This is a genomic window from Parendozoicomonas verongulae, assembly GCF_009711465.1.
In the GTDB taxonomy this organism is placed as follows: Bacteria; Pseudomonadota; Gammaproteobacteria; order Pseudomonadales; family Endozoicomonadaceae; genus Sansalvadorimonas; species Sansalvadorimonas verongulae.
Map to the genome: position 1 here is coordinate 38,383 of NZ_SMME01000869.1, position 12,820 is coordinate 51,202.

Genomic DNA, 12,820 nt, shown 5'->3' on the forward strand with positions numbered 1-12,820 from the left:
GTTGTTGGTCTATAGATTGATGGCGCTCAGACACCAGCCACCTCCTGACAAACCTCAGCAACCTTTATGGTTGCATCCGGGTGAGCACAAGCTTTGGCCTGCTTCGCCATAACCTTGAGCATCTCAGGGTTATCCGACAACTGGGCTAACTGTTCAGCCAGCACCTGCTCAGACATATTTTTTTGTTCCATCAAAATAGCGGCATTGTTATCCACCAGATAACGGCCATTGCGCAACTGCTGCTGATCCTTGTGCCATGGATAAGGCACGAGAATGGCGGGTTTTCCTGCATTAGCCAGCTCAGCCACAGTGAGAGCACCGGAGCGGCACAACACAACATCGGCCCAGGAATAGGCTGCCGCCATGTCATCGATAAAGGGATCAACGCGCCCTTCCACACCTAAGTCTTTGTATATTGCGCGGGTTGCATCAAGGTTGTTTGCACCGGTCTGGTGCCACACGTCCGGAGCATTTTCCTCCATCCGCGCAAGGGCTTTTGGTACACATTCATTAATGGCCACGGCACCACGGCTGCCACCAAGAACCAGCAGGCGCATAGGGTGATTATCTTTTACATCTTTGGAGGCAGGCACAATCATTGGGCGTACAGGGTTCCCCGTACACTGTGCGCCTGCACCTTCTGGAAAAGCTTTAGGAAAAGCTTCCAGACGACGGGTAGCGAATATGCTGGCAATACGATTGGTCAAACCAAGAATGGCATTCTGCTCGTGGAGAACCAGAGGTTTGCGCAGCATCCAGGCCGCCACGCTGCCAGGGCCAGACACAAAGCCACCCATTCCCAGTACACCAACAGCCTTCTTCTGTCGCATAACTCGCAGAGCGTGCCAGAGAGATAGCGCCACACGGAAAGGAGCCTGCAGCAGCGCCCTGATGCCATTACCCCTCACCCCTTTCACAGGCATGAAGGTAATGTCGTAACCGTGTTTGGGAACCAGATCCGCTTCCATACCATCACGGGTACCCAGCCAGTGTATCTGGTACCCTTTGCTGCGCAATTCATCGGCCACAGCCAGTGCTGGGAAGATATGCCCGCCGGTTCCGCCAGCCATTACGATAAAGAGAGGTGTGTCACTCATGGCTGCTTCCTCCCCGTTTTTTCTTTACTGCCTTCACTGCGCCCAGAGTGCGCCGCTCAAAATCAATTCTCATTAGCAGCCCGACGGCCATGCAGTTCATAATCAGGCTACTTCCGCCATAGCTTACAAAAGGAAGCGCCAGCCCCTTGGTCGGCAGCAAACCGCTGCTCACACCGATATTAATAAACACCTGCGCACCAAACAGCAGACCAATGCCGTAGGCCATATAGGCGCCAAGTTTCTGCCCGGCCCTGTCGGCAAGATGACCAATGCGCAGACCACGCCAGGAAACAAAGAACAGCAAGGCGATCAGGCAAACGCCACCAACTAACCCCAGCTCTTCAGCGATGACAGAGAAGATAAAGTCCGTATGGGCTTCCGGCAGGAAAAACAGCTTCTGGATGCCATGACCCAAACCCTCTCCAGACCAGCCACCACGGCCAAAACCTATCAAGGATTGAGTGAGCTGATAACCCGAGCCAAATTGATCAGCCCAAGGATCAGTAAAGCTATTCAGACGTTTAAGGCGGTAAGGTGCGTCATAAATCAGATAGCCTGCTCCGATCCCACCAGCCACAAGCAGCACAAAAAACTTACCAATGCGGGCTCCGGCCAGAAAGATCATCCCCATCAGAGAAGATGCTATTACAACGGAGGAGCCGAAATCAGGCTGAATTAACAGAAAAATAAGCACTACGCCCAAGCACGCAATCGGCTTGAAGAACTCGATCCAGCTCGGCCCACAGACCTTATCCCCCCATTTAGACAGGTAGAATGCCATGAAAATCACCATGGCGACCTTCACAACCTCCGAGGGCTGGAGGTTAAATATTCCAAGGGGCAACCAGCGCTTACTGCCGTTAATTTCCCGCCCGATTAGTAATACCGTTACTAAAAGCAATACCGAAACGATCAGAGGAACAAAGCCCATTTTCCTCCACGTTTCAATTGGAACCAGCGTCGTCCCAGCCAGCACAATCACGCCGATGGTCATAAAAATGGTCTGGCGAATCAGGAAGTAGAAAGGATCACCATAGTTTGCTGTGGCAATACTGCTGGACGCAGAGCCCACCATAACCAGCCCTATTGCCATGCAGCAGGCCACAACTGCCAGCAGTTTGATATCAATGGGATGTCTGGCGTTGCTGAGTTTCACGTAGAGATCAGAAGCAGGAGCACTAGCCATGGTACACCTCCACCTGCTTGCGGAACTCGTCACCCCGGTGTTCATAGCTCGCGAACATATCGAAGCTTGCACAGGCAGGCGCCAGAAGCACAGCGTCTCCATTCCTGGCAAGCGTGCTGGCCTGCTTAACCGCATCTTTCAGATCTTTCGCCTGAGAAATATTAGCCTGCCCACTGACGGCTTCAGCAAGTTTCCCACCATCACGGCCAAACACAATCAATTCACGTACATAGTTTTCAACAGCAGGCTTCAGATCTGCAAAATCAGCACCCTTGCCATCGCCACCGGCAATCAATACAACATCACCAGCAAGGTCGGCTCCCAAACCTTCTATGGCTGCAATAGCTGCGCCTGAATTTGTCGCTTTGGAGTCGTTAAACCAGCTCACGCCATCGTGGTCAGCAATCCATTCGCAACGGTGGGGCAGGCCAGTAAATTCACGCAGAGCTTCTACCATGGCCTCCATGGGAAGTCCCACACTGAAACCCAGCGCCAGCGCAGCCAGTGCGTTAGCATGGTTGTGAGTGCCTCGTACTTTTAGCTCAGAGGTTCGCAGCAAACGCTTGAGTCCCTGCACAAGCCAGATTTTTCCACCTTCCGAAATTGTTCCGAAATCATTCAAACCGGGAGGCCGCCCTGAACCGAACGACAACTGCACAACACTCTCATTCACAAGTGGCGCACTCAAAGCGTCATCACGGTTACTGATGGCATGGGTGCAGCCGCGATAGATCCGATGCTTTGCCTGATGGTAGGCCGCCAGAGAATCGTAACGGTCCATATGGTCTGGCGTTACATTCAGCACAGTCGCAACGGCCCGCAGGGAATGTGTTGTTTCCAACTGGAAACTGGACAGTTCCAGCACATAAATATTCTTCTCACCCTGCTCTAACAGCTCCAGCACAGGGGTGCCTATGTTGCCGCCAACGCCCACTTTCCAACCGGCACGCTCTGCCATTTGCCCTGCAAGGGTGGTGACAGTGCTTTTTCCATTGGAGCCAGTAATGGCAACCACCGGAGTTAGAGACTGTTTTTCAGCCAGTGCACGGCAGAACAGCTCAATATCCCCAGATACAGCAACGCCGCTGGCAAGTGCAGCGGCAATGGCAGGTTCCTTCAGAGAGAGGCCGGGACTGACGATTAACTCGTCAGCTTGAGAGAGCATATCTGCATCAAAGGGACCACACACCACTTCAATACCAGGGCACTCTCTTTGGAAGTCCACCAATCCTGGTGGTTCTTCCCGGGAATCTACAACGCGGAAGAGCGAGCCCGATCGATAAAGCCAGCGCGCGCAGGCCAGTCCGGTCTTACCAAGACCGACGACAATCCTTTGTCTATCGCTGCCAATCAGCTGCTTAGTCACTCACTCTTCCTCAGTCAACGCAATTTCAAGGTTGCCAGACCAATCAACACAAGGATCAGGCTGATAATCCAAAAACGAACAATGACCCGTGGCTCAGGCCAGCCCTTCAATTCAAAATGATGGTGAATCGGTGCCATGCGGAAAATACGACGGCCGGTCAGCTTGTAGGAGCCAACCTGCAAAATCACCGAAACCGTTTCCATCACAAAAACACCGCCCATAATGAACAGCACAATTTCCTGACGAACAATAACGGCGATCACACCTAAAGCCGCACCCAGTGCAAGAGCACCCACATCCCCCATAAAGACCTGAGCGGGATAGGTGTTAAACCACAAAAAGCCAAGACCAGCCCCAACCAGTGCCGCAGTGAACACAACCAGCTCACCGGCTCCGCGCACGAAAGGAATATTCAGATATCTGGCAAACTCAAAGTGACCGGTCAGGTAAGCGAAGATACCCAGAGCCGCTGCCACCATAACTGTAGGCATGATCGCCAGACCATCCAGACCATCGGTCAGGTTCACGGCATTACTGGTTCCGACAATCACGAAGTAAGTCAGAACTACAAAGAAGATACCCAGAGGAATGGCGACATTCTTGAAGAAAGGAACAATCAGAGCCGTTTCCATCGGTGTTTTCGCCATCATGTACAGGGCGACAGCCGCTCCCAGACCGAACACCGATTGCCAGAAGTACTTCCACTTCGCAGGTAAACCACGGGAGTTTTTCTCAACCACCTTGCGGTAGTCGTCTACCCAGCCCACAGCACCAAACGACAGAGTCACACCAAGAACAATCCACACATAAGGGTTGCTCAGATTCGCCCACAAAAGTGTGCTGATGGCAATGGCCGCCAGAATCAGCGCACCACCCATAGTTGGCGTGCCAGCTTTGCTCAAGTGAGATTGTGGACCATCGTCACGCACAGCCTGGCCAATCTGGTAAAAGCTCAGCTTACGGATCATGATGGGGCCAAACCACAGGGAAAACGCCAGTGCCGTCAGCACACTGAGAATCGCCCGCAGTGTCAGGTATTTGAATACACCAAATCCGCTGTAGTAAACGCTTAAATAGTCAGCCAGCCAGTGCAGCATTAAGCACCCTCCGTGGTTGTCGCCACACTGGGCGCTTCATGATTCTCAGATAAACAGGCAGAAACAACTTTATTCATCCCTGAGGCGTTGGCGCCTTTTACCAAAGCCACAACCCCCTGCTTCAAGTGGGTTTGCAGCCATGTGATAAGATCACTCTTATCCGCAAAATGTTCGCCGTCTTTCTGGAAGCCGGTGTGAGCATGGGCAGATATAGTTCCGCTGGTCAGTACGCGATCGATTCCCGCATTCAGAGCATACTCACCCAGCTCCCGGTGCATACGAATGCCGTCTTCCTCATCCAGATAGTGCTCTGCGGAGAGATCACCCATAACAAGAATGCGGTAGCCATCACATTCCGCCAGCTCATCAATAGCAGCTCTGGTGGAATCTGAGTTAGCGTTATAACTTTGATCAATCACCATGGCTCCATGATGAGTGCGGAACCGCTGACCTCGGCGAGCGTACGGGTGTGCCTGCCCCAACCCCGCAGCAATGGTTTCGATATCCAGCCCTGCAGCCTTTGCAATCGTTGCCGCAGCGCAGGCATTAGTAACCTGGTGACGCCCCCAGAACTGCAGGTGCACCGGCGTTTCTTTTTCCTCCAGATGGAGGGTGAAGTGCATGCCGTTCTCTTCTGTGACCACATCGCCAGCCCAGGCATTTGCTTCCTGACTGGCGTGGCTGAAAGTCATAATCCGGCAACCCGCGTTTTGCCTGATACGCTCAAGCCAGATGGGGTGATGCTCATCATCAAGATTCACTACCGCGCAGCCATCTTTGGGCAGCTGGTCGAAAATAGCACCCTTCTCCTGAACAACGCCCATCAAACCACCGAGGCCTGCCACATGGGAGCAGCTGGCATTGTTCACGATAGAAATATGGGGCTGTACGATATTGGTCAAATGCTCAATCTCACCCGGGCTGTTGGTGCCCATTTCGATCACAGCAAATTGATGCTCTGACGTCAGACGCGCCAGAGTCAGCGGCACACCATAGGCATTATTGAAATTGCCATTGGTAGAAAGGGTAGGAGCAACCTGACTGAATATGGCAGCCAGCATTTCTTTTACAGACGTTTTACCACTGCTGCCGGTTACACCAAATACAGTACCCTTAAAAGCCTTACGGTTCAGGATACCCGTTTGAGTTAAAGCTTCTTCTGTATCATCCACAAGAATATGGGGAAAGCTGTCGACAGGGCGGCTTACCAGTACCCCTGCAGCCCCCTTATCCAGCGCAGCCTGCACATAGTTGTGACCGTCAAAGTTCGGGCCCTTAATCGCCACAAACAGCTGCCCGGGCTCAAGTGTACGCGTATCGATGCTGATACTGGTCACAGGAGCATCATCGCCCACCAGTTTTCCTGACAAAGCGCTGGTCAAACTACTGAGGTTTTCTGCTGCGATCATGCCACTCTCCCGGACAAAGCCATAGTCACCTGTTCAAGGTCACTGAATGGATAACGAACACCTTTGATTTCCTGATATGACTCATGTCCCTTTCCGCTGACCAGAACAACGTCTCCTGGCCCGGAAGTACCAATGGCCTGACGAATAGCCTCGGCACGATCAACGACAACCGTCACCCGCTTGCGTTGCTCACCCCCCAAACCGGCCAGCGCATCTCTGATAATGCTGGCAGGCTCTTCAGAGCGGGGGTTATCACTGGTTAAATACACACGATCAGCACCAGCACAGGCGGCCTGAGCCATCAGTGTGCGCTTGCCTTTATCGCGATCACCACCACAGCCGAATACACAAGTAATGCGTTGACTGCCATGTTCACGCAACGCCCCGAGAACACTGTCCAGAGCATCAGATGTATGGGCATAATCAATCACGACACTGGGCTGATGAGCGCTGCCGTAGCGCTCAAGGCGGCCAGGCACACTTTCTATGGAAGGCACGGCTTCCAGCACATCCGCCAGAGCAACACCGTGGCAACCCAGCGCACAAATTACACCTAACAGGTTGCTAAGGTTGAAGCGACCCAGCAGCGGCGTATTCAGCTCACCTTCCCCCCATGGCGTAAAGATGCGCGCTCGCATACCGTCAGGCAGCAACTGGATACCCTGGAGATAAACGTCAGCTGAAGTCTTGGTCAGGGAGAAAGTCAGGCTTTGAGCAGATGGATGGACCTTGTCGGCTACATAGGCCACCCATTCGTCATCACTGTTGAAGATGGCATATTTCAGTCCAGGGCGAGTAAACAACAAACCTTTGGCATCCGCATAAGATTCCATATTGCCGTGATAATCCAAATGTTCACGGGTGAGATTGGTGAATATGGCCGTATCGATGTTCAGGCCATCGATACGCCCTTGATCCAAACCGTGAGAAGAGACTTCCATAGCCATCCAGCCTATGCTGGCATCGCGCAACTCGGCAGCAAAGCGGTGGCTGGTCAGCATATCAGATGTGGTATTACCCGTCTCATCAAGCTGCCCCACGCGGCCTTTGCCCAAGGTCCCCATAATCCCGCAGCCATCGCTCAGACGATCCAGCAGTGATCCGAGAAAGTGAACAGTGGACGATTTGCCATTAGTGCCTGTCACACCAATCACCTTCACCTTCTGGGAAGGGCACCCCAAGGCAAAATCAACCAGCTCTCCTGATCTGTCTTTGAGGTCTGCCACACAAATCAGTGGTACATCAACCTGAGGCAACTTTCGCCCCTGGGCAGAGACAAAAGGTTCCATAAGCACAGCCGCAGCACCAGCCTGCACAGCTGCTTCGATATAATCCCGGCCATCCACTGCGAAACCGGGCAGTGCAAGGAAGAGATCGCCACGGCTGACACGGCGGCTGTCGGTTACAATCCCCGACAACGTGATATCGCTTGCACACAACTCAGCACCGAGCCATTTGAGTAAGCGATTGAGAGTCAGACGATCGTCCTTCGTAGAGTCTGTCATTAACCTTTATTCCTGGATTGACTGGCTGTGCCTGCCACCATTTGATGCTGATCCGCAGAGTCGGGAGGAACCCCCAAAACCCGCATAGCCTCACCGGCCACCCGTGAAAACACAGGAGCTGATATTAAGCCACCGTAATATTGTCCCGCACTTGGACCATCCACCATGATGACCATCGCAATACGGGGATTGTTCACAGGTACAACACCTGCAAACAGAGCAATATGGCTGGAACTGGAGTATTTGCCACCTACCAGTTTTTGCGCCGTACCGGTTTTACCGGCCACTTCATAGCCATCAATTCGAGCTCTGTGGGCAGTACCGGTGTTACTGGTTACGCTCTTCATCATATCCAGCACATTTTCCGCAACAATTGGCGGAATAACCTGATGACTCTCTGCAGGAATATCCCGCTTAATCAGGCTGACGGGCATAGCCTTTCCGTCGTTTGCCAGCACCATATAAGCCTGAGCCAGCTGTAGCGTGGTCACCGTCAGCCCATAGCCGAAAGACAGTGTGGCCGCTTCAATAGGACGCCACCTGTTCCGCACAGGTAAAACTCCGGTACTTTCACCGGGAAATACAACGCCGGTTGACTGACCAAAGCCTACTTTCTGGAACACGGAAACCAACGCTTCCGGGCCAATATCCATGGTGAGTTTGGTCATACCCATGTTGCTAGATTTTTCCAGAATACCCGCCAGGCTCAGCTCACCATAGTTTCTGTGGTCCCGAACCACATCACGCCCTACGCGCATCCACCCCGGCGAGGTGTCTATGATGCTCGTATTGGAAAAATGTCCACTCTCAAGAGCGGCAGCTACACCAAAAGGCTTCACAACAGAGCCCGGTTCAAACTGATCGGTAATCGCCCGGTTACGAATACCCGCGATATTCATTTCACTGCGGTTGTTCGGGTTAAAAGCTGGCTGATTAGCCATAGCCAGCACCTCACCGGTTTTCACATCCAGCATCACCAGAGATGCGGACTTGGCCTTACTCTCCTGAAATGTTTTCAGTAACTCACGATACGCCAGATACTGCAGTCGCAAGTCGATACTCAGTTTGACCTCTTTACCAGCTTCCGCACTTTTCAGTACATTAGTCTCTCGAATCACCCGCCCTTTGCGGTCTTTTATAACACGTACAACACCGGGACTGCCGGCCAGCCATTCATCAAGAGCCAGCTCAATGCCTTCCTGCCCCTTATCATCAATATCCGTAAGACCAACCAGCTGGGACGTCACTTCACCCGCCGGGTAAAAACGACGATACTCCGGTTTTCCGTAGACACCAGAAATCCGGAGTTTCAAAACTTTTTTGGCATCAGCCGGCCGCATCTGCCGCTTCAGGTAAATAAAGCCCTTATGCTTTTCCCGCTCCAGCCGGTGTGCCAGATCGGAAAAGGGAATATCCAGCGCGTCAGCCAGATCATTCCAGCGTGCCTTCGACTTCTCTTCATTCAAAAGCCGAGGGTTCGCAGTAATGGTGACAACCGCCGTACTCACTGCCAGCGGGCTGCCATTGCGGTCCAGAATCAAACCACGATGTGCAGGAATTCTTTCCTCTCGTACCGTTCTTTTATCCCCTTCATTTTGCAGAAAGGGACGATTGAATACATGCAACATAGCTACCCTGCCGGTGACGACAACCATCGCCAGCAGAATGAAAACCTGAACAGTGCGATAACGCCCCTTGAAAGGAGCCGTTCCTTTGCTTTTGTTCACGGTGTTACCAGAATGACCCGTTTTTTACCGGGCACCTCCATGTTGAGTTCTTCTCGTGCCCGCTCCTCCACGCGACTGTGGGCACTTTCCGTACTATGCTGCAACAGTAGCTGCCCCCATCGTTCCTGAAGAGCATTTTTACGCATCAGTTCTGTTTGCAGCTGATTAAAGGCCTGACGATTCAGGTGTGACACATAGGTCAGCCCAAACGCCGAAATCACCACAATCACAAACAGAACCACTGTCATCCATGGTATCTGCCTCCACAAAACCTGTAGAGGCGTAGAATCCAGAAACCGACTCTCAATCACGCCAAACGTTCCGCTACCCGCATCACCGCACTGCGTGCACGGGGGTTACCGTCAACTTCCTGCGGGCCGGCCTTTCTGGCCTTGCCAATGCTTTTCATACGACGATTCAATTGTTCTTCTGTGAGCGGTACCCAGCTGGGCACGTCATCGCCCTTCTCATGACGGCGAATAAAACGCTTTACCATCCGGTCTTCCAAAGAGTGGAAGCTGATAATCACCAGCCGTCCGCCGGGCTTCAGCAATTCCAGACTGTCTTCCATCAACCGCTCCAGATCATCCAGTTCACTGTTGATAAAGATCCGGATTCCCTGAAATGCCTTGGTGGCCGGATGAATTTTCTTGGGCCAGACCGGGTTAGCATCAGCGATAATTTTTGCCAGCTGAGCCGTGCCGGTAATTGGCGCCTGCTCCCGGGCTTCAAGAATCCCCTTCGCCATGCGCCGCCCGAATTTTTCTTCACCAAAGCGTTTGATCACATCGGTGATTTCATCTTCGCTGGCTACCGCCAGCCACTCAGCGGCGCTCAGGCCACGAGTGGTGTCCATACGCATGTCCAGTGGGCCATCATTCTGGAAACTAAACCCACGACCTGCATCGTCCAGCTGGGGAGAGGAAACACCGAGATCCAAAAGGATGCCGTCTACCTTCTCACCACCTGCACCTTCAATATCAGCAAACGCTTTAATCTGTGCAAAAGAGCCGTGACAGATGCGAAAACGCGGATCTTCACTTTCCAGCTCCCTGGCCACACCCACGGCAACCGGATCTTTATCAATACCCGTTAGTCGTCCGTTATCTGCCAGCTGGGACAGAATCAAACGACTATGGCCGCCACGGCCAAAGGTTCCGTCGATATAATGACCGTTGGCATCAGTCACCAGACAGTCGACCGCTTCATCAAGAAGTACGGTTTTGTGCTGAAATTTCTTGCCCATAAACTCTTCAACGTCGCTGCGTTACAGCTGTTATGTCACATAAGCGCGACGACGCATTTACAATGAAAGCGTCTGTAATTCTTCCGGTGTGTCGCCATCTCCAGATTCCTGAAGATAGGCATCACGCCGCTCATTCCAGCACTCCTCATCCCAGAGTTCGAACTTTTTCCCCTGGCCGAGCAGTACCGTTTTTTTCTTTAAACCGGCGTACTCTCTCAACAGGGGAGGAATCAGCACACGGCCATTTCCATCCATTTCCAGATCAGTGGCATGACCGATCAGTAAACGCTGAATTCTGCGGGTCATTGGATGAAAACTGGGAAGAGCTTCAATCTTGGCCTGAATGGCATCCCATTCATCAACCGGATAAATCAGAAGGCAGGTCTCTTCTGTGTCAATCGTGGCAACGAGATGCCCATTGCATCGCTCAGACAACACGGAGCGGTAGCGTGTCGGTACAGCCAACCGCCCTTTGACATCCATGTTCAGAGCATTTACACCACGAAACACAAGAACCTCCACCTTTCGGATTCAGCTTCCCAGTTTTTTCCACAATTATCCACTTTACCCCACTGTACCACACTATAAAAATACGCAAAACCCTGCCACCCAGTAGGAATTTTAAGGAAAAACCAATAAAATCAACAGGTTGTGAAGAGTGTTAAAAAGTGGAACAAAAGAAGAAAATCCAACAAAAAGAAAAGCCTGCCAGAACATAGTGAGAATCTACTTAATTCTCAAATGCTGAAAGAAGAATAATGAGACACCAGCAAATGTGGTAAAGAAACAACAAAAAAGAAGGAAATCAGCCAAACAACTGACGAAAAAAGAAGAGATTCCGCAAGATGGCCTGTAAGCCGGGTTCTGTAAAGCTTCAAAGAAGCCCTGACAGTCATTCATCTGGGATGCATGTCGCCACACACCTCAAGCGACCTACCCGGATTCAGCGTGGGCCACGCCAATGAATCCCTATTTGGTCTTGCTCCGAGTGGGGTTTACCCTGCCATGAGCTGTTGCCAGCCATGCGGTGCGCTCTTACCGCACCCTTTCACCCTTACCGGTTAGCCCCTCTCTAAAAAGAAAGTGGTAACTTAGGCGGTCTACTTTCTGCGGCACTTTCCGTAGGCTTTCGCCCCCCAGGCGTTACCTGGCACCCTGCCCTGTGGAGCCCGGACTTTCCTCCAGCCATCTGTCGTCTTGCGACAACAAACAACCAGCGACTGCCCGGCCATCTTGCGGACGCCGAACAATACCGGAAGGCGCCTACCACCTCAACCCGTATTTCGACTATTTATGTTACGCGCCCAGTCAGGCGTCTTTCATCGCCAGACCCGCCTTATAGAGAACCTTAGATTTCACACCGGTGAGTTTGGCGGCGATCTGACTGGCCTGCTTCATAGGCAGTTCCTCCACCAGAACAGAGAGAGTACGCAACACCTCTTCGGGAATGTCACCACTACCCAGTTCAGGCTTCTCAGCACCGCGCACCAGTACCACAAACTCACCACGTCGCTGATTTTCATCATTCGCCAGAATATCCTGTAACTCGACCACAGTTCCGGACAGAACCGTTTCAAAGGTTTTGGTCAGCTCACGGGCAAGCACAACATGCCTGTCGACACCCAACTCCTGCGCCATATCATCGAGCATATCAACAATACGATGAGGAGACTCATACACAATCCAGGTGTGAGCAAAATCCACCAGCTCTGCCATACGCTTTCGGCGCCCGGAACCTTTTGCCGGAAGAAAACCCTCAAAGAAGAAACGATCCGAAGGCAAACCGGATACACTCAAAGCCGCCACCATGGCGCAGGCTCCCGGCACAGGCACAACTTTCAAACCTGCCTCACGCACTGCATTGACCAAATGGTAACCAGGGTCAGAAATCAGAGGCGTTCCCGCATCCGATACCAGTGCAACAGACTCCCCATCCTGTAAGCGCTGTACAATTTGCTCACTCCGACCACGCTCGTTGTAGTCATGACAGGCCAGCAATGGACGTTTGATACCAAAGTGACTCAGCAACCGGCTTGTATGACGAGTATCTTCTGCAGCAATCACATCCACAGACATCAAAACATCTTTGGCTCTCGGAGAAAGATCCCCCAGATTACCAATCGGCGTGGCCACTATATAAAGGATGCCAGCACCCGAATTTTCACTCATATCATCTACTCAGCTATG

General features: G+C 52.2%; 11 protein-coding genes and 1 other RNA gene. All 12 read right to left on the bottom strand.

Going from position 1 to position 12,820, the window contains the following annotated elements:
* Positions 1–26 precede the first annotated feature (26 nt).
* The 12 genes from murG to rsmI all read right to left on the bottom strand — a co-directional run bounded on the left by murG (position 27) and on the right by rsmI (position 12,802).
* Complete coding sequence (murG, locus tag E1189_RS19985; RefSeq protein WP_155162863.1) at positions 27–1,097, bottom strand: undecaprenyldiphospho-muramoylpentapeptide beta-N-acetylglucosaminyltransferase; 1,071 nt, start codon at positions 1,095–1,097, stop codon at positions 27–29.
* Positions 1,090–2,283 (bottom strand): putative lipid II flippase FtsW, encoded by a 1,194-nt coding sequence (gene ftsW / locus E1189_RS19990; RefSeq protein ID WP_155162865.1) that lies wholly within the window; start codon positions 2,281–2,283, stop codon positions 1,090–1,092. The genes murG and ftsW overlap by 8 nt, the downstream gene beginning before the upstream one ends.
* Positions 2,276–3,649 (bottom strand): UDP-N-acetylmuramoyl-L-alanine--D-glutamate ligase, encoded by a 1,374-nt coding sequence (gene murD, locus E1189_RS19995; protein WP_329602137.1) that lies wholly within the window; start codon positions 3,647–3,649, stop codon positions 2,276–2,278. The genes ftsW and murD overlap by 8 nt, the downstream gene beginning before the upstream one ends.
* 14 nt (positions 3,650–3,663) lie before the next feature.
* Positions 3,664–4,746: a phospho-N-acetylmuramoyl-pentapeptide-transferase gene (gene mraY / locus E1189_RS20000; RefSeq protein WP_155162867.1), complete on the bottom strand. Its 1,083-nt coding sequence runs from the start codon at positions 4,744–4,746 to the stop codon at positions 3,664–3,666.
* Positions 4,746–6,155 carry a UDP-N-acetylmuramoyl-tripeptide--D-alanyl-D-alanine ligase gene (locus tag E1189_RS20005; protein ID WP_155162869.1) on the bottom strand — a complete coding sequence of 470 codons (1,410 nt, stop codon included), beginning with the start codon at positions 6,153–6,155 and terminating at the stop codon, positions 4,746–4,748. The genes mraY and E1189_RS20005 overlap by 1 nt, the downstream gene beginning before the upstream one ends.
* A complete protein-coding gene (locus E1189_RS20010; protein WP_155162872.1) occupies positions 6,152–7,660 on the bottom strand; it encodes a UDP-N-acetylmuramoyl-L-alanyl-D-glutamate--2,6-diaminopimelate ligase in 1,509 nt (502 codons plus the stop codon). Before E1189_RS20010 ends, E1189_RS20005 begins: the two co-directional genes overlap by 4 nt.
* Positions 7,660–9,387 carry a peptidoglycan D,D-transpeptidase FtsI family protein gene (locus E1189_RS20015; RefSeq protein ID WP_329602138.1) on the bottom strand — a complete coding sequence of 576 codons (1,728 nt, stop codon included), beginning with the start codon at positions 9,385–9,387 and terminating at the stop codon, positions 7,660–7,662. The genes E1189_RS20010 and E1189_RS20015 overlap by 1 nt, the downstream gene beginning before the upstream one ends.
* The gene (gene ftsL / locus E1189_RS20020) at positions 9,384–9,635 is read right to left on the bottom strand and encodes a cell division protein FtsL (RefSeq protein WP_155162874.1); all 252 of its coding nucleotides are present in this window, start codon (positions 9,633–9,635) and stop codon (positions 9,384–9,386) included. The genes E1189_RS20015 and ftsL overlap by 4 nt, the downstream gene beginning before the upstream one ends.
* Positions 9,636–9,694: 59 nt before the next feature.
* A complete protein-coding gene (gene rsmH, locus E1189_RS20025; RefSeq protein WP_155162876.1) occupies positions 9,695–10,633 on the bottom strand; it encodes a 16S rRNA (cytosine(1402)-N(4))-methyltransferase RsmH in 939 nt (312 codons plus the stop codon).
* Positions 10,634–10,690: 57 nt separating this feature from the next.
* Complete coding sequence (gene mraZ, locus E1189_RS20030; RefSeq protein WP_329602140.1) at positions 10,691–11,143, bottom strand: division/cell wall cluster transcriptional repressor MraZ; 453 nt, start codon at positions 11,141–11,143, stop codon at positions 10,691–10,693.
* Positions 11,144–11,470: 327 nt separating this feature from the next.
* Positions 11,471–11,869: RNase P RNA component class A (gene rnpB / locus E1189_RS20035), an RNA gene on the bottom strand.
* Between the two features lie 72 nt (positions 11,870–11,941).
* Entirely contained in the window at positions 11,942–12,802 is an 861-nt protein-coding gene (rsmI, locus tag E1189_RS20040; protein WP_155162878.1) for a 16S rRNA (cytidine(1402)-2'-O)-methyltransferase, read from the bottom strand.
* Positions 12,803–12,820: the final 18 nt, after the last annotated feature.

What these genes read in the sequence shown, in the direction of transcription:
- rsmI (WP_155162878.1), bottom strand. Translation starts at nt 12,802, where the DNA reads ATGAGTGAAAATTCGGGTGCTGGCATCCTTTATATAGTGGCCACGCCG.
- E1189_RS20010 (WP_155162872.1), bottom strand. Translation starts at nt 7,660, where the DNA reads ATGACAGACTCTACGAAGGACGATCGTCTGACTCTCAATCGCTTACTC.
- murG (WP_155162863.1), bottom strand. Translation starts at nt 1,097, where the DNA reads ATGAGTGACACACCTCTCTTTATCGTAATGGCTGGCGGAACCGGCGGG.
- rsmH (WP_155162876.1), bottom strand. Translation starts at nt 10,633, where the DNA reads ATGGGCAAGAAATTTCAGCACAAAACCGTACTTCTTGATGAAGCGGTC.
- mraY (WP_155162867.1), bottom strand. Translation starts at nt 4,746, where the DNA reads ATGCTGCACTGGCTGGCTGACTATTTAAGCGTTTACTACAGCGGATTT.
- ftsW (WP_155162865.1), bottom strand. Translation starts at nt 2,283, where the DNA reads ATGGCTAGTGCTCCTGCTTCTGATCTCTACGTGAAACTCAGCAACGCC.
- ftsL (WP_155162874.1), bottom strand. Translation starts at nt 9,635, where the DNA reads ATGACAGTGGTTCTGTTTGTGATTGTGGTGATTTCGGCGTTTGGGCTG.
- E1189_RS20005 (WP_155162869.1), bottom strand. Translation starts at nt 6,155, where the DNA reads ATGATCGCAGCAGAAAACCTCAGTAGTTTGACCAGCGCTTTGTCAGGA.